This is a genomic window from Pallidibacillus thermolactis (assembly GCF_025660415.1).
Classification (GTDB): domain Bacteria; phylum Bacillota; class Bacilli; order Bacillales; family Caldibacillaceae; genus Pallidibacillus; species Pallidibacillus thermolactis.
Genome location: NZ_JAOUSE010000041.1, coordinates 1 through 26,159 on the forward strand (window position 1 = coordinate 1; position 26,159 = coordinate 26,159).

The following is a 26,159-nucleotide window of genomic DNA, read 5'->3' on the forward strand; positions in this document are numbered from 1 at the left end:
TCAACTACTGTTTGTTTAAATTCTTGATTATACCGTTTTTGACTCATGATTCGGACACAACCTTTCGTTAGTTTAATATTAATGACTTAACCAAGTTGTGTCCATAAATCTATACTACATCTATAACTATGGATCAAACTTTTCTTTTAATGCTACTATACTCATACAATTTGTTGTCATAATTTAAAACAATGGCATATAATACAAAAAACGTATAACTACATGAAAATGCCGACTGGTGAATGAATCGTTTTGCATTCTAGTTGTTGTTGCGGAGGAATTATTGATCGTGGCTTCTTTAATAGCTTGCAATTTGTCGAAAGTTTCAATATAATATTTCCATAATTAGCAAATTCGAAAGACAATGAGAAGGAATAGTAATGTTGTTTGCAATGTTTAGAGAGCTGGCGGTTGGTGCAAGCCAGTCATCGCACAACGTGAACTCGCCTTCGAGTCGCAAATATGAACATGAAAGTAGTATTTGCCGAATCGACCCACGTTACGGGCCAATGAGCGAATATATACGATTGCTATGATCGTATATATTAAACTGGGTGGTACCGCGGGAGAATACTAATCCTCTCGTCCCAAAAATTTCTTTTGGGATGGGAGGATTTTTATTTTATGAAAAATATTCCGTTTCAAAAGTTTTGTTCGCAAATAAAAGGCAAATAAGGAGGAAGGAACTAGATGAGTTTTAATCATAAGCAAATTGAAAAAAAATGGCAAAGTTATTGGTTGGAAAACAAAACTTTTAAAACTGGCGAGGACATGAGTAAACCGAAGTATTTTGCGATGCCGATGTTTCCGTATCCATCCGGTGCGGGACTTCATGTAGGACATCCAAAAAGTTATACAGCGGTCGATATTGTTGCCAGAATGAAGCGAATGCAAGGATATAATGTGCTACATCCAATGGGATGGGATGCTTTTGGTCTTCCTGCTGAACAATATGCACTAGATACTGGAAATGACCCGGCTGAATTTACAGAAAAAAATATTCAAACTTTTAAAAGGCAAATTAATTCGTTAGGACTATCTTATGATTGGGATCGGGAAGTGAATACAACAGATCCAAAATATTACAAATGGACCCAATGGATCTTTACTAAGCTATTTGAAAAGGGACTAGCTTATATTGATGAAGTGCCTGTAAACTGGTGTCCGGCATTAGGGACGGTATTAGCAAACGAAGAAGTTATTGATGGTAAAAGTGAACGCGGAGGACATCCAGTTATTCGTAAACCGATGAGACAATGGGTTTTGAAAATTACAGAATATGCTGATCGTCTTCTTGAAGACTTGGATGAACTGGATTGGCCAGAAAGTTTGAAAGATATGCAGCGTAACTGGATTGGGCGATCGGAAGGTGCAGAAATTACCTTTGATGTTGATGGTCATAATGAGTCGTTTACAGTATTTACAACACGTCCGGATACATTATTTGGTGCAACATATGCTGTCCTTTCACCGGAACATCCACTTGTGGATAAAATTACAACAGCAGATCAAAAAGAAGCGGTTAACGCATACAAAACAGAAGTACAAAAAAAATCTGACCTTGAACGAACAGACTTAGCAAAAGATAAAACCGGTGTATTTACTGGTGCTTATGCAGTGAATCCTGTTAATGATGAAAAGATGCCCATTTGGATTGCTGATTATGTTTTAATGTCCTATGGTACAGGGGCAATAATGGCGGTACCTGCCCATGATGAAAGAGATTATGAATTTGCGAAAAAATTTAATTTGCCAATTCGTGAAGTCGTTGCTGGCGGAGATATTGAAAAAGAAGCTTATACTGGCGATGGACCACATGTAAATTCAGGATTTCTAGATGGGTTAAACAAAGAAGAAGCGATTAAGAAAATGATTGAATGGGTTGAAGAAAAAGGCATAGGCCAGAAAAAAGTTCAGTATAAACTACGTGACTGGTTATTCAGCCGTCAACGTTATTGGGGTGAACCTATTCCAATTATCCATTGGGAAGACGGTACAATGACGGCGGTTCCTGAGGAAGAACTTCCGTTAATGCTACCAAAAATGGATGAAATCAAACCATCAGGAACAGGTGAATCACCACTAGCGAATGCAAAAGATTGGCTGGAAGTTGTTGACCCTGTTACAGGTAAAAAAGGTCGCCGAGAAACAAATACGATGCCTCAATGGGCTGGTAGCTGTTGGTATTATTTGCGTTATATTGATCCAGAAAATGATGATTTCATTGTCGATCCTGAGAAAGTGAAGTATTGGCTGCCTGTTGATCTTTATATCGGTGGGGCAGAACATGCTGTTCTCCACTTGTTATATGCTCGTTTTTGGCATAAAGTCCTTTATGATCTCGGTGTTGTACCAACAAAAGAACCATTCCAAAAATTAGTAAACCAAGGTATGATTCTCGGTGAAAACCATGAAAAAATGAGTAAATCAAAAGGCAATGTAGTCAATCCAGATGAAATTGTGGATAGCCATGGTGCAGATACATTAAGACTTTACGAAATGTTTATGGGACCATTGGAAGCATCCGCACCTTGGTCAACAACGGGCCTCGATGGATCTCGTCGTTTCTTAGATCGAATTTGGCGTTTGTTTATTACCGATGATGGTATATTGTCTGAAAAAATTGTTGATAAAACAGGTGGAGAACTTGAAAAAATATATCACCAAACGGTGAAAAAAGTAACAGATGATTATGAAGCATTGCGTTTCAATACCGGAATTTCACAGTTGATGGTCTTTATTAATGAAGCAAATAAGGCGAAGGAAATTCCAAAAGCATATGTTGAAGGTTTTGTAAAATTACTTTCACCAGTTTGCCCACATATTGCTGAAGAACTTTGGGAAAAACTTGGTCATGAAGAGTCGATTACGTATGCGGAATGGCCAACTTATGATGAAGCCAAACTCGTAGAAAATGAAGTGGAAATTGTAATTCAAATTAACGGTAAAGTGAGAGCAAAACAAGTTGTGCCTGCTAATCTTTCTAAAGATGCATTAGTAGAAGCTGCACAAACGAATGAGCATATCCAAGAGTTACTTGAAGGGAAAACGGTTCGTAAAGTAATTGCAGTTCCTGGAAAATTAGTAAATATTGTTGCAAATTAATTAGAAAATGGCCGTCTTAAATGACGGCTGTTTTCGTTATGATATAGTTCCTGTTAAAGCAATGCTTGTATGATTGCATAAACATTAATAAAATATAGTGGGTACTTGATCATTGTATAAAAATGGAGGTCTAATTATGAAAGAAATTACACCAAAAGAATTAGAAGAAAAAATGGAGAAGGGTGAAGTACTTCATTTGATTGATGTACGTGAAGATGATGAAGTAGCAAATGGAATGATTCCAGGTGCTAAACATATACCTATGAATCAAATTCCAGAATATATGGACAAACTCGATAAAGATAAAGAATATATTTTTATTTGTCGGTCGGGTGGACGAAGCGGCCATGTTTGTCAATTTTTAGAAGCAAATGGTTATAAAGCAATAAATATGGTGGGTGGCATGTTAGAGTGGAACGGTGACATTGTTTCAGGGAAGTGAGATGTTGCAACATAAATGTTTACGTATATAAGAGCCTGTTTTTTTGAGTGTTTTTGTTGGTGTTGCAAATCTTTTATGGAAAGGACAGTAAAAGATGAAAAATTGGTTAAAAATAATGTTCTTTTGTTTCATTATCATGGTATTGACAGCATGTGGAAACGGGGAACATGAAAATAAAGCAGGAGAAAATACTTCTGAAAGGGAAAAGCAAGTTCTTAACTTAACAATTGGTGATGCATTACCTACAATGGACCCCGCGATGGCTTCTGAACAATATTCCTTTCACATTATAGCGAATGGAATGGAAGGACTTTATCGCCTCGGAGAAAATGCAATTCCAGTAGAAGGAATTGCAATGAATCATTCTGTTAGTAAAGATGGCTTAACTTGGACATTTCGTCTGCGTCAAGATGCCCAATGGGAAAACGGAGATCCAGTAACTGCTCATGATTTTGTTTATGCTTGGCGGCGTGCAATTGATCCAAAAACCGGCTCTGTTTATGGTCCTTATATGATGAATGACGTTATTAAAAATGCAACAGCGATTAGTCAAGGAGAACTTCCTCCAGAAGAACTCGGGGTAAAAGCTGCTGATGATTATACGTTAATTGTTGAGTTGGAAAACCCAACCCCATATTTTATGGGCTTAACGACATTTGGCACATTTTTGCCGTTAAACCAAAAATTTGTTGAACAACAAGGTGAGCGGTTTGGTACAAGTTCAGAAACAACTTTATCAAATGGTCCGTTTAAAATTGAAGAATGGAATAGTACAGCAACCTCGTGGAAACTTGTAAAAAATAATACATATTGGGATGCGGACACTGTTCAGCTTGAAGAAATTACCTTTGAAGTCATTAAAGATCCTAATACTGCAGTTCAATTATATGAACAAGGTACTGTTGATCTTGTCGATATCGCATCTGATTTAGTTGATAAATATTCAAGTCGTGAAGATTTCCAAGTGAATCCGCAATATTCCATTACCTTTTTACGAATGAATCAAAATCATGAAGCATTAGCGAATAAAAATATAAGATTAGCAATTAGTCAAGCATTTAATAAAGAGGCTTTAGTGAATGAAATTTTAAATAATGGATCCATTGTTGCAAACGGCTTTGTCCCTGAAAAATTTGTAACCATGCCTGATACAGGGAAAGATTATCGTGATGTAAGCGGCGATATAATGACATACGATTTGAACAATGCTCAAAGTAACTGGCAAAAAGGTTTAACTGAACTAGGGAAAAAAGAAGTTGAGTTAGAATTATTACTGGGGGATAATGAAGTAACGACCGTAATGGGCGAATATCTTAAAAATCAATTGGAAACAAATTTAACTGGCTTATCCATTACACTTAAGCCCGTACCAGCAAAACAAAAAAATGAGTTAGAAAGGTCAATGAATTATGATATTTCTATCTCTAGTTGGATACCAGACTATAGAGACCCGTATACCTTTTTAAATATGTGGATTACGGACGGACCAAATAATAATACAGGTTATACCAATGAAAAATATGATCGTTTGCTTGAAGAAACGGCAACGACGTTGGCAAATAACCCAAATGAACGATTTGAAAATTTTTTAGAAGCAGAAAGAATCTTACTTGAAGATGGCGTCATTGCACCGATTTATCAATATGGTGTAGCCCAACTGTTATCTCCTAAAGTAAAAGATGTGTTTGCAAATGCAACGACCTATGAGTATAAATGGGGTTATATTGAATAAAAAGATGAAAATTTGTAAAAGAATATGATTTTTTGTAAATACCCTTCAAATTATCATGAAGGGTATTTTTTTGTTTTTTAAAAAGTTATAAAATTCGAACTTATTGGAAAACATGTATAAAAAGGGGTGTAGAGGATATGGTCAGTGTAAAAGTATTTGACTATGAACATGAAAAAGATTTAGAGATTGAAATAAACCAATTTTTAAAAAACCTGGATGAAGATCAATTGATTGATATTAAGTATCATGTGGCAACTATGTATGAAGATGATGAAGAAGATCAAATATACTGCTTTTCCGCTATGGTTATTTATCGGAAATGATTTAATGCGGTTTATAAAAAAAAGGATGTCTAAGTATTATCATTACTCCTAAAAATGAATCGGCAAATAAGGAGTAATTGTTTTGCTTAAGACATCTCCTTTTTTTCTAACTTTGTATGGCAAATTGGCCCGCATTCATGCCAGCTAAACGACCGGTAACAAGAGCAGATGTAATATTGAACCCTCCTGTATAACCATGAATGTCTAAGATCTCACCAGAAAAATAAAGACCGGACATTTTTTTCGATGCCATGGTTTTTGGTTCAATTTCTTTAATTGAAACGCCTCCTCCTGTAACAAAGGCTTTTTCAATTGGTAAGGATCCATTGACTGAAAACCGAAAATCCTTGATGAAATGTGCCAAGGTTCTAAATTTCTCTTTCGCAATTGAATTCATCGAACGGTTTTCTTCAATACCGGCTTTTTCCATAAGGAAAAGTAGTAAACGTTCAGGAACAAATCCTTTTAAAGCATTTTTTGCAGCTTTTTTCGGTTCCTCTTTCACTTTTTTTAACATTTGTTGAAATAACATGTCTTCATTCTGATCAGGTAAGGCATCAATCTTCATCGTTACTCGTTTAGAAATTCCCTTTTTAAGCTCTTTTACGACAAATTGACTGCAACGTAATACAGCAGGTCCCGAAATTCCAAAATGGGTAAAAATCATATCCATCCTATGAGTGATGATTGATTTTCCTTTATGATTTAGTACAGATAATGAAATGTCTTGTAATGAAAGACCTTGTAATATTCTCTCTTGAATAAACGTTTCATCAGATGTTAATGGAACTTCTGTTGGATATAGATCGGTTATCGTATGACCGGCCTTTTTAGCCCAAGGATAACCATCACCAGTAGATCCTGTATGGGGTACAGATTTTCCACCGACTGCAATAACAACGGCCTTAGCCTCAATCGTTTCACCCGTTTTTAATATTACTTTTTTGACTCGACCATCCTCATAATGTAATTCTTCTACAGGACAATTGGGTTTAATTGTAACATGTAATTCCTTTAATCGGTTGAGTAAGGCATTGACAACGGATTGTGCATTATTCGATACTGGAAACATTCTTCCATGATCTTCTTCTTTTAATGGAACACCTAAATTTTCAAAGAAACTAATAATATCTTCATTGTTAAAAATGGAAAACGCACTGTATAAAAAACGACCATTTCCTGGGATATGTTTAACAATTTCCTCAATAGGCAACCGGTTCGTAACGTTACAACGTCCACCGCCTGAAATAGCTAACTTTCTTCCTAATTTATTTCCTTTATCGACAAGTGTAACCTTGGCTCCGGTTTCTGCTGCTGCTATAGCTGCCATTAGACCACTAGGTCCACCACCGATCACAAGTACATCTGTTTTCAATTGTTTTCACCCTAACTATTCGAACTTATATTAATAAAATTTCTTAACTATTATATAAAATAAAAGAAGGGAAAGAAAGAAGATTATAAGATGACAATTTTTGTTATGCTAAAACATTAGCGATAAATTTTCTTGTAAAAAACCTGCAATGATGACATAATTATTTTTTAGTTGGAAAAATTTAATCGATTTTTGTTGAAACACATTTGAAATTGTCAATTGGACACAAAAACATGTAAACTATATTCGTGTATAATTTATTTTTTAAGAACTGTAAAACTAAATAGAGTATTGTTAGGAAGGGATTTTATGGGGTCAAAATTAATCAGGGGAACGATGATCTTAACCCTTGGTACATATATATCAAAGATATTAGGTTTATTTTATGTCATTCCGTTTAATGCGTTAGTTGGTACTCAAGGCGTAGCCCTGTATCAATATGGATACGTGCCTTATACAATTTTTATTTCAGTTGCTACAGCTGGTATTCCGATGGCCGTTTCCAAAACCATATCTAAATATAATGCTTTAGAAGAATATGCTGTTGGTAGACGGTTATTTAAAACGGGATTAGCCATTATGTTAGCAACTGGTTTATTGGCATTTTTCTTTTTATATATGCTTGCTCCTATGTTAGCAGAGTATATTATTCCTGATGATGATCTAACTTCAAATGTAAATGATGTCATTTCTGTCATTCGTGCAGTTAGTTTTGCACTTATTATTGTTCCGTTTATGAGCTTATTTCGAGGTTTTTTCCAAGGACATGGTTCCATGGGTCCGTCTGCTGTTTCGCAAGTCATAGAGCAAGTTGTGCGAATTGTCTTTTTATTACTAGGGGCTTTTATTGTTTTAAAGATTTTAAACGGATCGACGGTATTTGCTGTTCAATTGGCTACATTTGCGGCTTTTATTGGTGCAATAGGAGGATTAGTTGTCCTATTTTGGTATTGGATGAAACGAAAACCATATCTTGATGCGTTACTTGCTCAAGACCGTGGAAAAGTACAGATTTCTTTATCTCAAATGTATAAGGAAATCGTCATTTCTGCTGTTCCTTTTATAATTGTTGGTATTGCTATCCCTTTATTTCAACTAGTGGATATGCTAACGTTTAACAAAACGATGGCTTCAATTGGTCTTGCAAAAGAGGCAGAAGCCTTCTACGCAATGTTAAACTTTAATTCCCATAAAATTGTCATTATCCCTGTGTCCTTTGCAACAGCGTTTTCACTAACTCTCGTACCTTTAATTACAAGATCGTTTGTAAATGAAGATCATACAGAGTTGAGACTACAGTTAAATCAGACATTTCAAGTATTGTTGTATTTAACTTTACCAGCAACTTTCGGTATTATGATTTTAGCGGAGCCAATGTATACATTTTTCTACGGCCATAATGAAATCGGGGCAAACATATTATTTAGTTATGCACCTGTTGCAATTCTATTTGCCTTATTTTCGGTAACAGCCGCTATTTTACAAGGGATTAATCGACAAAAATTTACTGTATTAAGCTTATTAATTGGATTGCTACTCAAAATGATATTAAACATTCCATTAATTGAAGCTTTCCAAACGAATGGATCCATTTATGCCACATCCATTGGGTATGGAGTAGCTATACTTATTAATTTATTGATTATTCGATACTATGCTTATTATCGATATCGACTTGTATACAGACGGAGTTTACTTATTTTCATTTTTGCTGTCATTATGGGTGTCGTCGTTTATTTGAGTTATCGAATCTTTTCCCTGTTTATCCCAGTAGATAACCAAATAACTGCATTAATATTAATCGGCATTTGTGCCGTAATTGGTGCAGTAGTATATTTTTATTTAAGTATAAAATCAAGGTTAATTTATTTCCTATTTCCTGATCAAGTGAAAAAATTAAAGCAACGTTTGGGCACTAATTAAATGATTATTGAAAAATGCAAGGGGCTGATACAATTCAGCCCTCTTTTACAAATGTTATTCTACTAAAAACCTAACCGTCTTTCGATTCTTCGAACGCGATTGTCTAAACGTTCCACTTCTCGTTGTAGTCGGTTTACTTCTCTTTCTAAGCGATTAATTTGATTTTGCACTCCACTACCAGGAAAACCAGGTCCAGGGAAAAAACCTCCTCCACCAGGGAACTGTGTTTGTCTAGGATCCTGGTATTGTGTTGGATCTTGGTAAAAATAGGAATAATTCATCATATTTGCATAACCTCCTCCGCATTTTCATTAACAGTGTATGTGTATTTGTCTAAAAGTGAATGGTGAGATGCCTATAAAATTTTAAAACGCTTGATTAATTACGAGAGGACTGATTTGATGCGTATTGATAAACTGTTAGCCAATGTAGGGTTTGGTAGTCGAAAAGAAGTTAAAAAAATACTGAGAGCCGGCGCTGTAAAAGCCAATGGTAAAATTGTGACTGACGGAAAGATCCATGTTGATCCTAATCATGATGAGATTACGGTTTACGGTGAAACTGTAAAATATAAAGAATTTATCTATTTAATGATGAATAAACCAGCTGGTGTCATATCGGCCACCGAGGATGTTTATGACCAGACCGTTACGGATTTATTAGATATAGATGATGCGATATATAAGCCTTTTCCAGTTGGTCGTTTAGATAAAGATACGGTTGGTTTACTTTTATTAACGAATGATGGTCAATTGGCACATCAATTGTTATCACCAAAAAAATATGTCCCGAAAACGTATTATGCAGTTGTTCGCGGTACGGTTACTAAAACAGATCAAGAACAGTTTTCTGAGGGAGTAGAACTTGATGATGGTTATGTGACGAAACCTGCAAAATTAAAAATTTTACGAAGTGGTGAGATTCAATCGGAAATTGAGCTAACGATTACGGAAGGAAAATATCACCAAGTAAAACGAATGTTTGAAGCTGTAGGAAAAAAGGTCGTGTATTTAAAACGTTTATCGATGGGTCCAATTCAATTAGATAAAGATTTACTTGAAGGTGAGTACCGGGAATTAACCGATGAAGAAATAACATTACTTAAAGAATTGCAAGTAGCTAAAGATTAAATAAAAAAGCTGTTCATATAAAGTGATTTATGAACAGCTGAATATATTTCAACTTCTAAGATGATAATTTCACTTTTTTATTTGTCGTTGTCCATTTGCCTCGTCTTGGACTTTTTACTAAGCCATTATACGCAAGAACATTGAGATCTCTTTGTATTGTTCGAGGAGTCGTGCCAAACTCGTCAACTAGTTCCTGTGTTGACACAGTTCCATTCTCATGAATAAACATATAGACTGACTTGATCCGAGTTAGCATCCGGTCGGTTGAGTTTTTCAAAAAACCACACTCCTAATTATTTTTTTGATCTTACTGCAAACGACAACGGTAGAAAACAAATATTAATACATATTGTGGACTTTTGAATCTCTCCTCTAAAACATATTATGTAATACTGTCATTATAGCGAATTATCTTAACATTTACTAGTCATTTCTGTTAATTTTTCGTAAATTCCGCACTATATAAAAAATATTGACGATTTTTAGAACCTTACTTCGTAATGGTACGTTTAAGTGGCGGATTTAAGGGAAAGGAAAGATCAATATTTTCCTTTTTATAAAATATATGTAAATATTTATTAGATTATTCAAAGCAATTATGTAATATGATTGTAACAATGACATTTAAAAAGACTTATTACAAAGGGATACAATGACAACATTTATATGTAAACGATTAAATAACTACCGATATAAAGGATAGGAGTGTATAAGAGTGGATCCGAGATATCATTATTTTTTCGCGGTTAAGTTACCGAAGGAAGCAAAACAATTTTTAAAACGATGGGTAGAAATGAATAAAGAACAATATCCATTTAAACGATGGGTTCATTATGAAGATTATCATATCACCCTTGCTTTCTTAGGTTTTGCCGAACAAAGTATGTTGAAACAAATCATTATGCAAGTTCATGAAACGTTAACAGGTGTCGATCCTTTTAAATTAACGATTGATCAATTAGGGACTTTTGGCAAAAAAACGAATCCTCGTATTTTTTGGGCCGGTGTTCATCATTCAGACAGCTTATGTTCCATTCAAAAAAAAGTGTATAATCAATGTATAAGGACAGGATTTGAACTTGATCGTAAACCTTTTCGTCCCCATATCACTCTTGCACGTAAATGGAATGGCGAGGAACCATTTAATGACAAAACATTAACTTCAATTACAATTGAAGGAAATAGCGTTACCTTTCAAGTCGAGGAAATCGTTTTATATGAAACACATTTGAATCAAATACCGAAATATCATGAGTTTTATTGCTTTTCATTAAAATAATACTCCTGTTAACAACGGTTTATTGTCTTTATTTAGAGGAAGGTTTTTATTATGGGACAACTAATTAAACTTCAAGATTATATCTCACGTTATGAGCTAGATATTTATAAATATCCAGCACGGTTTATCCGACTTAAACGTAAGCAATGGGAACTTTATAAAGAAAAATGGGAATATGAAAAATTGCGACAGCAAGAACCGTTTGAGTCCGAGCAACGTTCCAATGTTTATATAGAGGAAGAAAAGGACAATTTCTGGCATAAGATGAAACAGAAATTTAAATGGCGGCACAGTGAAGAGGAAATCTTGGAAGCAAAAGTCGAAACAGAAACCACTTATACAGATGACGAGCACTTTAATTTAGGTGATTTTAAAATTTCAAATGGTCCATTTCCTAGAACGATTGAAGAGTTAAAACGTCAATTTCTTGAAGATTTATTCCGTGTTCAACTCATATGGGCTAGTTCAACATTTTCTAGCCAATCTTTTATTGATTATTCCTATTATCGTGAGAAAAATTTAAAATACTTTATTCAACGATTTCCAGATACATATTTATTGCTGTATCAACCTATATTTTTATTAAAAAAAGCACCCGTTGAAAGTGAAACCATTATGTTAACACCGACAGAAACTTACTGTATTACATTTTTAGAAAAGGAAGATGGGGCGGTTTATCTTGGTTCTGATCAATATTTTTGGGATGGCCGTTTCAATCAAAGACGAGAGAAATTTTTAAATCCATTAATATCATTGAATCGAACTGAGTCGATTGTAAAGGGAATTTTGAAGCAGGAAAATTTAGATGTTCCGATTAAAAAAATTATTATAAGTAGAAATGGATATATTGATTTACCCCAGGTTCCTTATGGTGTGATTATTGTTGATCAACGAAATTATAATGAATGGTTTCAACGAATGCGTTTATCAAAAACGCCTCTAAAAAGCACTCAATTTAAAGCAGCGAAATGTATATTGGAGCATTGTAAAACAACGGCCATGCCAAGGCGTGACGAAGGGTTTAAATATCAATAGAAGAATCGAGTGATTTTTGTGAAACTGTATTTTATTATTAATCCCGCTGCAAAAAATGGCTTAAGCTTACGCGTTTGGAACAAAGTGGAAAAACAACTGAAACATCAACATATCTATTATCAGGCATATTTTACAAAATGTCCTGGAGATGGAATTAAGCAAGTGAAGAAAATTTTACAAAATACAAAAGATCGGATCCTTATCATTGCAGTAGGTGGCGATGGAACGATTCATGAGATTTTAAATGGGGTTTATCCGATGAAAAATGGAATAGTCGGCTATATCCCAGCGGGGTCAGGAAATGATTTTGTAAGAGGATATCGACTTCCAAGGAATCCGAAAAAAGCGACGGAACATATCTTACATCTTTTAGGTGCATATAAAAAGATTCCGATTGCTCGGAATGTTGATTGTGGTCGTTTTCAAGTGAAGGCTTCCAATAGAGGGTGTTTTTTCAATAATTTAGGTGTTGGTTTCGATGCGACAGTAGCAAAAAAGGTGAATGAATCAAAAGTTAAACGGATTTATAATAAACTGGGTTTAGGGAAACTGATTTATCTTTTATTTTTACTTAAAGTATTATTTATTTACAAACCTACTCGTATTAAAATGAATATTGACGGACAAATAAAAGTGTTTGAGCGTGTATGGCTTGTGACGGTTTCAAATCAACCCTATTTTGGTGGCGGTTTAAAGATTGCTCCAGATGCCGTAGTTGATGATGGGTTTTTAGATGTAACAGTTGTTTACAATATAACCCGATGGAAAATTTTACTTTTATTTATTACGGTCTTATGGGGTGGTCATCGAACAATTAAAGGTGTATATTTTACTAAAGGAAAAAAGATTTTTATAGAAACCGATAAAACGATTCCAATTCATGCAGACGGTGAATATAAAGGAGATGAATCTGTTTCGGTTCAAGTAAAGGAAAAGGCAGTCTCCTTATTAAATGGCATAGAAACACGTCATTTGTAAAATAAATCGATAAATGTTAATAATATGTGGGAGAACACTTATATACATATGATAGAAAATTGATTTAATTAAAATTCTCTTGACTAAAACGTTTTTAAAGAGATACAATCATAGAGTTACTATATTATATTATTATCGGTTTTTTTGAGATTGAAAGTATTGAATTTGCTTCTTGACTAAGGAATATGATTGATGCATTAATGAGGGTGAAAACGGTGGATTATATGTTTGAAAAAGGCTGGGTTATTAAACCTGCCGGTGGTGTAACTGGAGAAGCTTTTCTTGCGTTGCATAATAATGAAAAATTGTTTATAAAACGTAATTCTTCACCTTTTCTCGCAGTGTTGTCTGCAGAGGGGATTGTACCTAAGTTAGTTTGGACGAAACGGTTGGAAAATGGTGATGTAATTACAGCCCAACAATGGATTAAAGGGCGAAAACTTGAACCTGAAGACATGAATTGTGATCGGGTTGCTAAATTATTAAATAAAATCCATCGATCAAAACCTTTATTATCCATGATGCGTCGATTAGGAAAAACCCCCGTATTTCCAGAAACCCTTTTAATGCATCTAGAGAAAAATGTCGATGATGCGTTAAAAAATAATCCAACGTTTCAAAAGGCACATCATTATTTAAAAACAAATATTTCAAGGATGAAACCGATTGATTGGGCAGTTTGCCATGGTGACATGAATCATAATAATTGGATGCTTACCGATCAAGATGAGCTATATTTAATAGATTGGGAAAGTGCAATTATAGGTGATCCTGCCTTTGATATCGGTCCATTATTGTATTGGTATGTGCCAGAAAATGAATGGAATAACTGGTTAAAAATGTATGGTTTAAGTTTGACGGATGAAGTGAGAATTCGCTTAAAATGGTATGCCTATTACCAAACATTGCTATCGATACAATTTTTTAAAAATATTGGACGCAATGAAGATAGCATATACTGGCTTGAATATTTAGAGAAAATCAAATAAAAGAGGCTGTCCTTTTGATGGAGACAGCCTCTTTTTCAGATGAAGGCCCATGTTGTGATACGGGTTTATGAAAATTGGTCGATTTCGTTTACCCAGTTAGATAATTGCTCTTGGTGATTTTGGATGTGGGTATCTAAGTGTTGCGTATTTTTACCTTGTTGACCGTATTTATAAATGTCATTTAAAATCTCTACTGCTTCGGCAGGTAATTGACCGTTTATTAATAATGATTTCACTGTACGTTCTATTTGTTCACATTCTGAAACAGAGCCACAGCAATCTTCTTGTTGATTTCGTAATATATCTTTTAGTAAATTTAGTTGGTCTGTATATTGAATTGGCATAATCTCACTCCTATATGACACATTTTGTAATTTTATTATTTGTTTATGCTTGCTTTTTATACTGTTTTCGTAAGTAGTTAAATTGGAGACACTAGTTATTGAAGAAGAGGTGGAATTTATGCGTTTACGACATAAACCGTGGGCAAAGGATAAATTATTGAATCATCCAGAACTTGTTATTCAAGAGCCGGAAAAATATAAAGGGAAATGGCAAGAATTATTTGGTAATTCAAATCCGATTCATATTGAGATCGGGACGGGAAAAGGAAGATTTATAAACGAAATGGCAAAAGCCCACCCTGACATTAATTTTATTGGTATCGAAGCTTATACAAGTGTTATTGTTTCTGCATTGGATTATGCTCTTGAGTCGGAACCAACGAATTTGAAATTATTGAATGTCAATGCCCAAAATCTCCTTGATTATTTTACAGAAGGAGAAGTCAAACGAATTTATTTAAATTTCTCTGATCCATGGCCGAAAAACCGCCATGAAAAAAGGAGATTAACGTATAAGTCATATCTAGAAATGTATGAAAAGATACTTGTGAAAGGCGGGGAACTGCATTTTAAAACCGACAACCAAGGTCTTTTTGAATACTCGTTAATTAGCTTTTCCCAATACGGTTTAAAATTAAATTTCGTAAGTTTAGACTTGCATAATAGTGATTTTGAAGGAAATATTATGACCGAATATGAAGAAAAGTTTTCCAAAAAAGGAAATCGCATTTATCGTTGTGAAGTGCAGTTTCCGTGAAATTTTATTAATTATGTGCAGGGATCCTGTTGAAGGATATATATCCTTTAATGGGATTTTTTCTTTTACTTTGGTTTAGTACGGGTATAAATTTGAAAATAATATTAAGCGAATCTATTTATTGGAATATTTACTTCCTTTTTTGTCATTTTTCTTTAAAAAATAGACGATTTAGTATTTAATAAAAAAGAAGTAGTTTGTTATTCTAAATGGAAGGAAGGCGTTCAATGAGGAAGAATCAAGATTATTTAGAAACCAGTAAATGGGGAGACATCTTAAATAGTTATATTTGGATTACGATTGGTGCATTAATTTTTGCCTATGGATTGGAAGCGTTACTGATCCCCAATCGATTAATTGACGGTGGCATTGTTGGTATTTCGTTACTATTGGAAGAAATAACACCAATTGGTTTTAGTATATTTCTTGTAGGGATCAATATTCCTTTTCTTATCATCGGATATAAACAATTGGGATTATCTTTTGCTATTCAAAGTTTATATGGAATTGTACTTGCATCGATATTTACAGAGTTACTACATGACGTTGAACCTCTTACAAATGATCCATTATTAGGAGCGGTCTTCGGTGGAGGTATCCTTGGGATTGGTGTCGGAATTGTTTTAAGAAATGACGGTGCTTTAGATGGTACTGAAATATTAGCAACATTAATCAGTAGTAAAACTCCATTTTCCGTTGGGAATATCGTCATGTTTATTAATTTATTTATTTTCTTATCGGCAAGTCTTGTCTTTGGAATGAACAGTGCATTTTACTCGATCATATCATATTTAGTTGCTGCAAGAATGATGGATACTGTCATTGCTGGTTTAAATGAATCTAAGTCGGTGGTGATTATTTCCGAGAAGGCAGATGAGATTGGCAATGCTTTAGTTCATCGGTTAGGTAGATCAGTTACATATTTTGAAGGTACGGGTGGTTATAGTGGTGATAAACGAAAAGCGGTTTATAGTGTGATTACTCGTATCGAAGAAGTAAAATTGAAAAAGATTATTAGACACTTTGATCCAAATGCTTTTGTTGCGTTATCCGATGTTAGTGAAGTAAATGGTGGGCAGTTTTTAAATAAAGGTAAACATTAATGGAAAGCTGTTTTTCTTAGGAAAAGCAGCTTTTTTGCTTTGAACACAATGATAATCATTTGTATGAATTGTAGAATTATATTAAAATTTTCATAACTGATTGAACAAACAAGGGAGATGGGAAGATGGAACAATTACAGATTGGAAAAATAAAACTAACATGGTTAAATGGCGGTGTAACCCATTTAGATGGTGGGGCGATGTTTGGTGTTGTGCCAAAGCCTTTATGGACAAGAAAATATGCAGTTAACGATAAAAATCAAATTGAATGCCGTACAGATCCAATTTTAATTGAAATTGATCAAAAGAAGTTTTTAATTGAATCTGGAATTGGGAATGGAAAGTTAACGGAAAAACAAAAAAGAAATTTCGGGGTAACGGAAGAATCCAAAGTAGCTCAATCTCTTCAACAATTGGGATATACAACAGCAGATATCGATGCTGTATTAATGACTCATCTTCATTTCGATCATGCTTGTGGGATAACGAAAATCGAAGGTGACGATTATGTGTCTACTTTTCCAAACGCAACAATTTATACAACGGATGTAGAGTGGAATGAAATGCGTAATCCAAATATCCGCTCGAAATCAACCTACTGGGAAAAAAATTGGCGTGGCATTGAAAAACAAGTGGAAACGTTTGAAAAGGAGCTTGAAATTTACCCAGGTATTCGAATGGTGCATACGGGTGGCCATAGTGATGGTCATGCGATTGTTATCATGGAATCAGAAGGTGAAATGGCCATCCATTTAGCTGATCTATTGCCAACCCATGCTCATCAAAATGTATTATGGGTCATGGCCTATGATGATTATCCGATGGCATCCATAGCTGAAAAACAAAAGTGGATTCCTTTTGCAGCAGAAAATAATGCTTGGCTTACTTTTTATCATGATGCAGTTTATTGTGCCATTCAATGGGATAAAGACGGAAAAATTGTAGATGTATTAAAGCGTCAGGTTAATGTAGAAATTTAAGTAGCTAACAAGTGAGTATTTCAAAGAAATACTCACTTGCTTTTTTACGTGGAGATCATGAGATGTTGTGTCTATGAGGGTGCTTATCATGGACAAAGTAGTAACATATAATTTAGAAAAGGCTTTGAGAAGGTTTATCAAGCAAACCTGGATTAAATAGAGTCTGAAACTCTGAGGAATATCTCGTGGACAAAATGAAAGTGAATACCGTTAAAATGTTCATGTGTAAGAGAAGCTCTTAGAGGACAAAGCGAAGGTAATGATTTGAATGTGATTGAAAAAGATATTCGCAAACAAATTAAAAACAGTTTAGAATGATATGCTTCTGACGTATATTAGATCCCCAGACTACTATACTTATGAATTAAAAAAGACTGTGAGTTTTTGAACTACGCCCGGTTAAGTAGACAGTGGCCATAAACAGTTTTAGTTTTTTATTTAACAAGGCAAATCCTTTTAGATTTTTTTGATATCTTACATGTCTACTATAAGGGAGTATAGCTTTTCATTTTCACAGTCTTTTTCAAGATGTTAAATTTTTTCAACTTCTAAAATGGTACCGGTTTTGGCATCAGCTAAAAATTCCATATTAATCTCATCGTTGTCGGTCAATTTTGTTATTCCGCCACGATAAACTTGATATGTAATAAGATCTCTTTCCAATGTTTCCGGTTTGGTGATAATCCATGATCCTGAAATTTTGCCTTCGGTTTTCAGAGAATCTTTCACTTTTTTGATGACTTCTTCTGATGACAATAATTGATTATTATGAAAAAAAGTTTGTACAAGCCAACCAGTAGCAAGCCCGCAAGCAGCACCAATAAGAAAATGTTTCCATTTCATGTTTATCGCCCCCTGTCAGAAAAATTATATCGTTTTTTTCATAAAAATACTATGATTACCTTTATTCGAAAAAAATTCCATATTAGCAAACAATTATAAAGTTATGTACAATAGTTCTGTAAGGTTTTTCATGATGAAGTACAGTGATCGTCAGCTATGAAAAAAACAAGGGAAGTATAATTTTTATTATGGTACGGAAGAAAGAGGGATAATATGAATCAAGAAACATTGGAACTATTTAAAACGTTAACAGAACTTCCTGGAACTTCTGGAAATGAACATGATGTACGGAAGTTTATGAAAGAACAATTAACGAAATACGCTGACCATATTGTTCAAGACGGATTAGGCAGTATTTTTGGAGTTCGCAAAGGTCAAGAAGATGATCCGACAATTTTAGTTTGTGGACATATGGACGAAGTTGGCTTTCTTGTATCTTCGATCACAGATAATGGTATGATCCGTTTTCAAACATTAGGTGGTTGGTCTCCACAAGTTTTACAAGCGCAACGAGTAAAAATATACACAGATCAAGGTCCAGTAGATGGTGTTATCGGATCCATCCCGCCACATTTATTAAGAGGCAAGTCAAATAAAGATAAAGTTACACCGATAAAGGACTTATTGATCGATATTGGTGCCGATGATAAAGAAGATGCAAAAAAAATCGGGATCAAACCTGGTCAACCTATTGTACCAGTAAGTGAATTTACGGTGTTGGCAAACCCGAAAAAAATTATGGCCAAAGCATGGGATAACCGGTATGGATGCGGTCTTGCCATCGAATTATTAAAAGAATTACATGGCGAAACACTTCCAAACACATTATATTCTGGTGCAACGGTCCAAGAAGAGGTTGGTTTACGTGGTGCCCGTACATCGGCGTATATGATTAAACCGGATTTAGCTTTTATCCTAGATGCAAGTGCGGCCAATGATATGACTGGTAATAAAAATGAGTTTGGTCATATTGGTAAAGGCGCATTACTTCGAATTTACGACCCGACAATGGTTACACATCGTGGTATGCGCGAATTTGTTCTTGATATGGCTGAATCTAATAATATACCTTATCAATATTTTGTATCCCAAGGAGGAACAGACGCAGGGCAAATTCATTTAGCGAATGAAGGGATTCCAAGTGCTGTGATCGGCATTTGTGCTCGTTATATCCATTCCCATAATTCAATGATCCATGTTGATGATTATGCTGCTGCGAAAGAATTATTAATAAAGTTAGTAAAAGCTTGTGATAAAACGACGGTTGAAACCATTAAACAAAATGTGTAATGAAATTGTTTAACTATCGTTAAACTAAACATAAGAAGGAGATAAAAGCAATCGGGCTAACCTGGTTGCTTTTTCTAAAATACAATCGAAGTGAGGAAAACTATGAAAATTGCGATCGGTACAAAAAATCGAGCGAAAATTCAAGCAGTAAAGAATGTTTTTGGTGCGGATGCAGACATTATAGGGATAGATGTACCATCAGGTGTCAGTGAACAACCGTTTTCAGACGAAGAGACAATTACAGGAGCAATAAATCGAGCGAAAGAAGCCATTGTAAAAACAAGCCGTCCTATCGGAATTGGTTTAGAAGGTGGTGTGACAGAAACCCCCTTTGGACTCATGCTTTGCAATTGGGGGGCAATTGTAGTCGAAGGAGAACAGAAACCGTTCATTGCAGGGGGCGCTAGAATATTGTTACCTGAGGTGATCAGTGAAAGGTTACGAAAGGGCGAGGAATTAGGTCCTGTAATGGCTGAATTTTGTAAAAAGGAAAACGTGCGTTCCCATGAAGGTGCGATTGGAATTTTCACAAATGGTAGAATAAATCGCGACGATATGTTTACCCATGTAGTCAAAATCTTAAAAGGTCAACTTGAATATGAAATAATGCAAAAGAAATCGTCCTATTAGCGGTCTAGTCAAACTCGACACTAATAGTCATTTTTAGTTTAAGCAAATGGAAGTTATTGTTATAATGGAAAGTTGATCAAAGCTTTGTTAAACTCTTAATAGATTATTTTCTAAAAAACATTCTTATACATAATGGAGGATTATATAAATGCTGAACTTAAAATCGATTGAGGAATTTCAACAGTTAAAAAATAAAGGTGCCCATGTGTTTTTATTTACGGCAGATTGGTGTGGAGACTGTCGCTTTTTAGATCCTTTTTTACCTGAGATTGAAGAAAAATATAAAAATAAATATACTTTTGTTTCTGTTAATCGTGATCAGTTTATTGATCTTTGCCAAGAACTAGACATATTTGGAATTCCAAGTTTTGTAGCTTATCAAGACGGTAAAGAATTAGGTCGCTTTGTTAGCAAAGATCGAAAAACAAAAGAAGAAGTTGAAAACTTTCTAGATAACTTAAATGCTGCTAAATAAAATTTTTTTGTTCAAATACAAGTCGTTATGACAAACGGTTGTTAATGGGTCGAAAGGAGGGACAATCGATGAAAATGACTGTCCAAAAAATGCGGAAACTATTGGAAGAACGGTTACAAGACCCAACTCGAAAATTTATCTTTGATCGCGATAAGAGTGATTTGCGTATTGAAAATATTCAAAATAAAAAGGGTGTTAATATATCTATACCGACGGTCATTTCGAAATGGAATGAGAAAAAAGAGGCGGCCATAGATGAAATTGTTTTCTTTGTTAATGAAGGCTTAAAAGCGATGAATACAGAAGTTGCTCTTTCTGGGAATGAAAAGAATATATATCCTGTGATGCGCTCAACATCCCACAAGACTGTAAAAAAAGATGAAGTAAAATTGATTTACGATGATCATACTGCTGAAACGAGAATCTTTTATGCGATAGATTTAGGAAAGACATATCGTATAATTGATGAAGAAATGTTAGAAAAAGAAGGTTGGGATGCAAATCGAATTCGAGAAGTTGCGAAATTCAATTTACGTTCTTTACCTACACCGCTAAAAAAAGATACGGTGGCAGAAAATGATTTTTATTTTCTCAATACGAACGATGGTTATGATGCAAGTCGAATATTAAATGATGCATTGTTAAAGGAAATGGAAGATAAAGTAGAAGGAAAACTAGTGATCTCAATTCCCCATCAAGACGTATTAATTTTTGCTGACATTAAAAATGATACGGGATATGATGTGTTGGCACAAATGACTATGAGTTTTTATACAAATGGACGAATTCCGATTACATCGTTATCATTTGATTATGAAGATGGAAAATTAATGCCTATTTTTATCATGGCAAATAATAGACCAAAAAGGAAGGATTAATGAAAGATGAATGTATTTTACAATAAAGAAGGAATTGGTGATACGCTTATCATTAGTTTAAAACCAATTGATTATGACAAAATGAAATATGAAAAAAGAGGCGAACTTGTTCGGATATATAATGAAGAGTCAAATGAGACTTATGGATACAACTTATTCCATGCTACTAAATATTTTGATGTAAAGGCTAGTAACCGAGCAGTGATCGATTTAGATCCGGTTTTTTTAAGAAAAGTGAATGATCTTTTAGGTGGTCATGGTTTTGATGAAAAACTTGAAGCTGATTTTGCACCTAAATTTGTTGTTGGTTATGTTGAAGAGATAGAAAAACATCCGAAGGCTGATAAATTAAGTATTTGTCAAGTTGATGTAGGATTTGAAAAATTACAAATTGTTTGTGGTGCGCCTAATGTTGATGCTGGTCAAAAGGTGGTTGTGGCAAGAATTGGTGCCGTTATGCCTAGTGGTCTAGTTATTCAACCATCTGAATTACGCGGTATCGCAAGTAATGGGATGATTTGCTCAGCCCGAGAACTCGGCTTGCCAAATGCACCAGAGAAAAAAGGAATTCTTGTTCTGGATGATTCTTATCAAGTCGGTGCAAAATTTGAATTTTAAATTTGATTAATGGGACGGGACTGCACATAACCTTTGTGCAGTTTTCTCTGCTTACAATTCATCGCGTCTTTACAATCTATAGAAACATCGTTTTTACGTTCAAAATAGACAGATCTTGACATTTTTCAACATAAGTGTATACTATTAATTAGTTAATTTCTTGGTTTTATTTATAAAGATAAATGTAAACGTTTCTCGACCTTGAGTAGATAAAATATGTTATTCAGAATCATTATTCTCTAATTAGGGTGTTACTTTCAGAAGGCACTACCTAAGCAGAGTCTACGCAACAAACTGACAGTGTAGGCATGCTTAGGTTTTTTTAATTTTCCATAAAATGGAAAAACAAATAAAATTGCCCCAAGTAAAAGTTATATGGAATATCATTTTTAACTGATACTTGTGTCGAACTCAGATTTTTTTCTAATCAGAAAAAAGACAGAGAACTAAATATTCATACATACGTTTAGCAATACTAAAAAGGAGTTCGATCAGAATGAGATATCAAGAACCTCAAGGTTTAAACGGACGACCAAACTACAATTCAATACTGTAACTCAATTTGACTCTGAAAGTTCATGGGTGTCATGCCATTGCATCTAGAAAAGGAAAGAGATGACGGCTGTTATGGCGCTGATGAACACTACTTTTGATACATTAAAGAAATCATTAATAGATGAAGGAGTGGCTCAATAAATGGGTAAAGTATTACAAGGGATAGCAGCTTCAAGTGGAATTGCAATTGCAAAAGCATATCGTTTAGTTGAACCAGATCTTTCTTATGAAAAGAAAGAGATATCAGATGTTGAGCAAGAAATTCGCCGATTACAAGAAGCACTTTCTGTAACGAAAAGTGAATTAGAAGCTATTCGTGATAAAACAAAGGTTGAATTAGGTGAAGATAAAGCAGCGATCTTTGAGGCACATTTATTAATTGTCAATGATCCAGAAATGATTTCCCCAATTGAAGATAAAATTAAATCTGAAAAAGTCAACGCTGAACATGCATTAAAAGAAGTAACGGATATGTTCATTATGATGTTTGAACAAATGGATAATGAATATATGAAAGAAAGAGCGGCTGATATTCGAGATGTTAGAAAACGAATTTTGTCTCATTTACTCGGTGTTAAAATTGTCAACCCTAGTATGATTTCAGAAGACGCAATTTTGGTGGCAGAGGATTTAACACCATCTGATACGGCTCAATTGAATCGTCAATATGTAAAAGCATTTACAACCAATATCGGTGGACGTACATCTCACTCCGCGATTATGGCTCGTTCAATGGAGATCCCTGCGGTAGTAGGGACTAAAACAGCTACTGAAGATATTCAAGATGGAGATTTAATTATTGTGGATGGCTTAAAAGGCGAAGTTCACGTCAATCCTTCTGAAGAAGTTATTCAATCTTATAGAGATGAACAAATCCGTTATGAAGAACAAAAAGCCGAATGGGCAAAATTATTGCATGAAAATACCAAATCAGCAGACGGACATCAGGTACATCTAGTTGCTAACATCGGAACACCTAATGATTTAGAAGGTGTTATCAATAATGGAGGAGAAGGTGTGGGCCTATTCCGTACGGAGTTCCTTTACATGGGTAGAAATGAGCTGCCAACAGAAGAAGAGCAATTTGAAGCTTATAAGGCGGTTCTGGAAGGATTAAATGGAAAACCGGTCGTTGTCCGTACTTTGGACATCGGTGGTGACAAAGAACTATCCTATCTAGATCTTCCAAAAGAAATGAATCCATTCCTTGGATTCCGAGCTATTCGTCTGTGTCTGGAAGAACAAGATATTTTTAGAACTCAATTACGTGCATTACTTCGTGCAAGCGTCTATGGAAATTTAAAAATTATGTTCCCAATGATTGCTAACTTGGATGAATTCCGCGCTGCAAAAGGAATTCTTGAAGAAGAAAAGCAGAAGCTAATAAACGAAGGAATTCAAGTATCTGATGATATTGAAGTAGGAATCATGGTTGAGATTCCATCTACTGCCGTAATGGCAGATCAATTTGCCAAAGAAGTCGATTTCTTTAGCGTAGGGACAAACGATCTGATCCAGTATACAATGGCTGCAGACCGTATGAATGAACGAGTTTCTTATTTATACCAACCATATAGTCCAGCGATTTTAAGATTAGTCAAGATGGTGATTGATGCGGCCCATAAAGAAGGGAAATGGGCAGGTATGTGTGGAGAAATGGCAGGAGACGAACTTGCAATTCCACTATTACTTGGTTTAGGTCTAGATGAATTTTCTATGAGTGCTACTTCTATTCTAAAAGCAAGATCTCAAATCCTACACCTATCTAAAAAAGAAATGGAAGATTTAGCACAACGAGCACTACAAATGAGTACAACGGATGAAGTAATTGAAGCTGTAAAAGAAGTCATTGAAAAATAATTTACCTTACAATTAAGTATGTGTTTTTATGGGGTGAGTACGTGAAAAGAATTGGTGTTTTAACTAGTGGTGGAGATGCTCCAGGAATGAATGCTGCTATTCGAGCGGTTGTTCGAAAAGGGATTTACCATGGTTTAGAAGTGTATGGAATTACCGGTGGTTATGCAGGTTTAATTCACGGAAATATTGAGAAACTAGAGTTAGGCTCTGTTGGTGACATTATTCATCAAGGCGGTACGATGTTACTTTCTGCAAGATGTGAGGAGTTTAAGACAAAAGAAGGACAACTAAAAGGAATTGAACAATTGAAAAAATGGGGAATTGAAGGATTAGTCGTCATCGGAGGAGATGGTTCATTCCAGGGAGCTAACGCTCTAACTCGTCATGGTTTTCCGTGTGTTGGTGTACCTGGGACGATCGATAATGATATTCCTGGTACCCAATTTACGATCGGGTTCGATACGGCTCTCAATACAGTGATTGATGCCATCGATAGGATTCGTGATACTGCTCAATCACATGAACGGACGTTTATTATCGAAGTCATGGGACGTAATGCAGGTGATATTGCACTTTGGTCCGGGCTTGCAGGTGGTGCTGAAACGATCCTTGTTCCTGAAGATGATTATGATATCCATGAAATCACTGACCGATTGAAGAAAAGCCATGAGCGTGGCAAGAAGCATAGTATCATCGTTGTTGCAGAAGGAGTAACAAGTGGAGTTGAAATTGGCAAGCAAATCGAAGAGCTAACCGGTTTTGACACTCGAGTTTCGATTTTAGGACATATGCAACGCGGTGGATCCCCTACCGTATTTGATCGTGTATTAGCTAGTCGTCTTGGTGCCCGTGCAGTAGAACTGTTAATGGAAGGAAAAGGCGGAAGAGCTGTTGGCATTGTTGACAATAAAATTGTTGATCATGAGATCACTGAGATTTTAAATGCTACGCATACATTGGACAAAAATCTTTTAACATTATCAAAAGAGTTATCGATTTAGAACTCAATTGTTAGGATTTAGGTCCTTTAAGATTAAATAAAAAATACTTTTAGGAGGAATTATGATGGCATTAGTTTCAATGAAAGAGATGTTAAACAAAGCATATGAAGAACGTTATGCTGTAGGCCAATTTAACATCAACAACTTAGAGTGGACACAAGCGATTCTTGCAGCTGCAGAGGAAGAAAAATCACCAGTTATTCTAGGCGTTTCAGAAGGGGCAGCGCGTTATATGGGTGGTTTTACTGTTGTGACAGCGATGGTGAAAGCCCTAGTAGAAGAAATGAACATTACTGTTCCTGTTGCAATCCATTTAGACCACGGTTCAAGTGTTGAAAAATGTAAAGCGGCAATAGATGCAGGATTTACGTCTGTCATGATTGACGGTTCCCATCTTCCGTTTGAGGAAAACGTTGCGATGACAAAAGAAGTTGTTGCATATGCACATGAACGCGGAGTATCCGTTGAAGCGGAATTAGGTGTCGTTGGTGGACAAGAAGACGATGTTGTCGCT

General features: G+C 35.0%; 26 protein-coding genes and 1 other annotated feature. Of the genes, 21 read left to right on the forward strand and 5 right to left on the reverse strand.

The genetic code is table 11. The features are described 5' to 3' along the window. Positions 1-355: 355 nt before the first annotated feature. Positions 356-593: a binding site (T-box leader), on the forward strand. A 97-nt stretch (positions 594-690) separates the two neighbouring features. The 4 genes from leuS to OEV82_RS12000 all read left to right on the forward strand — a co-directional run bounded on the left by leuS (position 691) and on the right by OEV82_RS12000 (position 5,602). Next, the gene (gene leuS / locus OEV82_RS11985) at positions 691-3,105 is read left to right on the forward strand and encodes a leucine--tRNA ligase (protein WP_173659412.1); all 2,415 of its coding nucleotides are present in this window, start codon (positions 691-693) and stop codon (positions 3,103-3,105) included. Positions 3,106-3,241: 136 nt separating this feature from the next. Beyond that, positions 3,242-3,547 (forward strand): rhodanese-like domain-containing protein, encoded by a 306-nt coding sequence (locus tag OEV82_RS11990; protein WP_173659410.1) that lies wholly within the window; start codon positions 3,242-3,244, stop codon positions 3,545-3,547. A gap of 94 nt (positions 3,548-3,641) precedes the next feature. Beyond that, on the forward strand, positions 3,642-5,279 hold the full coding sequence (locus tag OEV82_RS11995; protein ID WP_263062015.1) for a peptide ABC transporter substrate-binding protein: 1,638 nt from the start codon (positions 3,642-3,644) through the stop codon (positions 5,277-5,279). Positions 5,280-5,416: 137 nt separating this feature from the next. After that, entirely contained in the window at positions 5,417-5,602 is a 186-nt protein-coding gene (locus OEV82_RS12000) for a sporulation protein Cse60 (RefSeq protein ID WP_173659406.1), read from the forward strand. 106 nt (positions 5,603-5,708) lie between these two features. Here OEV82_RS12000 and OEV82_RS12005 read toward each other — a convergent pair whose 3' ends face one another. Beyond that, positions 5,709-6,977 carry a BaiN/RdsA family NAD(P)/FAD-dependent oxidoreductase gene (locus OEV82_RS12005; RefSeq protein ID WP_263062016.1) on the reverse strand — a complete coding sequence of 423 codons (1,269 nt, stop codon included), beginning with the start codon at positions 6,975-6,977 and terminating at the stop codon, positions 5,709-5,711. A 309-nt stretch (positions 6,978-7,286) separates the two neighbouring features. Between OEV82_RS12005 and OEV82_RS12010 the strand changes: the two genes are divergently transcribed. Further along, complete coding sequence (locus OEV82_RS12010) at positions 7,287-8,900, forward strand: putative polysaccharide biosynthesis protein (RefSeq protein WP_263062017.1); 1,614 nt, start codon at positions 7,287-7,289, stop codon at positions 8,898-8,900. 62 nt (positions 8,901-8,962) lie between these two features. Here the strand turns inward: OEV82_RS12010 and OEV82_RS12015 are convergent, their stop codons facing one another. Next, entirely contained in the window at positions 8,963-9,184 is a 222-nt protein-coding gene (locus OEV82_RS12015; RefSeq protein WP_263062018.1) for a hypothetical protein, read from the reverse strand. 117 nt (positions 9,185-9,301) lie between these two features. On the opposite strand from OEV82_RS12015, the gene OEV82_RS12020 reads away from it, so the two are divergent. Continuing rightward, the gene (locus OEV82_RS12020) at positions 9,302-10,030 is read left to right on the forward strand and encodes a pseudouridine synthase (protein ID WP_173659399.1); all 729 of its coding nucleotides are present in this window, start codon (positions 9,302-9,304) and stop codon (positions 10,028-10,030) included. A gap of 55 nt (positions 10,031-10,085) precedes the next feature. Here the strand turns inward: OEV82_RS12020 and OEV82_RS12025 are convergent, their stop codons facing one another. After that, positions 10,086-10,307, reverse strand: a complete 222-nt coding sequence (locus tag OEV82_RS12025) for a DeoR family transcriptional regulator (RefSeq protein ID WP_173659397.1) — start codon at positions 10,305-10,307, stop codon at positions 10,086-10,088. Between the two features lie 438 nt (positions 10,308-10,745). Here OEV82_RS12025 and thpR point away from each other — a divergent pair, with 438 nt between their 5' ends. The 4 genes from thpR to OEV82_RS12045 all read left to right on the forward strand — a co-directional run bounded on the left by thpR (position 10,746) and on the right by OEV82_RS12045 (position 14,311). Next, positions 10,746-11,309 (forward strand): RNA 2',3'-cyclic phosphodiesterase, encoded by a 564-nt coding sequence (thpR, locus tag OEV82_RS12030; protein WP_173659395.1) that lies wholly within the window; start codon positions 10,746-10,748, stop codon positions 11,307-11,309. A gap of 51 nt (positions 11,310-11,360) precedes the next feature. Continuing rightward, a complete protein-coding gene (locus OEV82_RS12035) occupies positions 11,361-12,344 on the forward strand; it encodes an NERD domain-containing protein (protein ID WP_173659393.1) in 984 nt (327 codons plus the stop codon). A gap of 18 nt (positions 12,345-12,362) precedes the next feature. Beyond that, positions 12,363-13,322: a diacylglycerol/lipid kinase family protein gene (locus tag OEV82_RS12040; RefSeq protein WP_173659391.1), complete on the forward strand. Its 960-nt coding sequence runs from the start codon at positions 12,363-12,365 to the stop codon at positions 13,320-13,322. Positions 13,323-13,546: 224 nt separating this feature from the next. Further along, positions 13,547-14,311, forward strand: coding sequence for a phosphotransferase (locus OEV82_RS12045; protein WP_407672768.1), 765 nt, complete (start codon positions 13,547-13,549; stop codon positions 14,309-14,311). A gap of 65 nt (positions 14,312-14,376) precedes the next feature. Here the strand turns inward: OEV82_RS12045 and OEV82_RS12050 are convergent, their stop codons facing one another. Then, the gene (locus OEV82_RS12050; protein ID WP_173659387.1) at positions 14,377-14,655 is read right to left on the reverse strand and encodes a YtzH-like family protein; all 279 of its coding nucleotides are present in this window, start codon (positions 14,653-14,655) and stop codon (positions 14,377-14,379) included. Positions 14,656-14,773: 118 nt separating this feature from the next. Between OEV82_RS12050 and trmB the strand changes: the two genes are divergently transcribed. From trmB to OEV82_RS12065, 3 genes are all read left to right on the forward strand, one after another. Continuing rightward, positions 14,774-15,412, forward strand: coding sequence for a tRNA (guanosine(46)-N7)-methyltransferase TrmB (trmB, locus tag OEV82_RS12055; RefSeq protein ID WP_263062021.1), 639 nt, complete (start codon positions 14,774-14,776; stop codon positions 15,410-15,412). Positions 15,413-15,639: 227 nt separating this feature from the next. Next, positions 15,640-16,515 (forward strand): YitT family protein, encoded by an 876-nt coding sequence (locus OEV82_RS12060; protein WP_263062022.1) that lies wholly within the window; start codon positions 15,640-15,642, stop codon positions 16,513-16,515. 125 nt (positions 16,516-16,640) lie between these two features. Then, complete coding sequence (locus tag OEV82_RS12065; RefSeq protein ID WP_263062023.1) at positions 16,641-17,495, forward strand: YtnP family quorum-quenching lactonase; 855 nt, start codon at positions 16,641-16,643, stop codon at positions 17,493-17,495. A 531-nt stretch (positions 17,496-18,026) separates the two neighbouring features. On the opposite strand, the gene OEV82_RS12070 is transcribed toward OEV82_RS12065, so the two are convergent. Further along, entirely contained in the window at positions 18,027-18,338 is a 312-nt protein-coding gene (locus tag OEV82_RS12070) for a PepSY domain-containing protein (protein WP_173659378.1), read from the reverse strand. 213 nt (positions 18,339-18,551) lie between these two features. Between OEV82_RS12070 and OEV82_RS12075 the strand changes: the two genes are divergently transcribed. From OEV82_RS12075 to OEV82_RS12110, 8 genes are all read left to right on the forward strand, one after another. Further along, a complete protein-coding gene (locus OEV82_RS12075) occupies positions 18,552-19,628 on the forward strand; it encodes a M42 family metallopeptidase (protein WP_173659376.1) in 1,077 nt (358 codons plus the stop codon). A 102-nt stretch (positions 19,629-19,730) separates the two neighbouring features. Next, positions 19,731-20,258 (forward strand): DUF84 family protein, encoded by a 528-nt coding sequence (locus OEV82_RS12080; RefSeq protein WP_173659374.1) that lies wholly within the window; start codon positions 19,731-19,733, stop codon positions 20,256-20,258. Positions 20,259-20,406: 148 nt separating this feature from the next. After that, the gene (locus tag OEV82_RS12085; RefSeq protein ID WP_173659372.1) at positions 20,407-20,733 is read left to right on the forward strand and encodes a thioredoxin family protein; all 327 of its coding nucleotides are present in this window, start codon (positions 20,407-20,409) and stop codon (positions 20,731-20,733) included. 68 nt (positions 20,734-20,801) lie between these two features. Next, entirely contained in the window at positions 20,802-21,611 is an 810-nt protein-coding gene (locus OEV82_RS12090) for a DUF1444 domain-containing protein (RefSeq protein WP_263062024.1), read from the forward strand. A gap of 6 nt (positions 21,612-21,617) precedes the next feature. Next, complete coding sequence (gene ytpR, locus OEV82_RS12095; RefSeq protein WP_173659368.1) at positions 21,618-22,229, forward strand: YtpR family tRNA-binding protein; 612 nt, start codon at positions 21,618-21,620, stop codon at positions 22,227-22,229. A 696-nt stretch (positions 22,230-22,925) separates the two neighbouring features. Then, positions 22,926-24,644, forward strand: a complete 1,719-nt coding sequence (gene ptsP / locus OEV82_RS12100) for a phosphoenolpyruvate--protein phosphotransferase (RefSeq protein ID WP_173659366.1) — start codon at positions 22,926-22,928, stop codon at positions 24,642-24,644. Positions 24,645-24,685: 41 nt separating this feature from the next. Then, positions 24,686-25,645: a 6-phosphofructokinase gene (gene pfkA, locus OEV82_RS12105; protein WP_173659364.1), complete on the forward strand. Its 960-nt coding sequence runs from the start codon at positions 24,686-24,688 to the stop codon at positions 25,643-25,645. A gap of 64 nt (positions 25,646-25,709) precedes the next feature. After that, on the forward strand, positions 25,710-26,159 hold a 450-nt coding region (locus tag OEV82_RS12110), incomplete at its 3' end, for a class II fructose-bisphosphate aldolase (protein ID WP_263062026.1).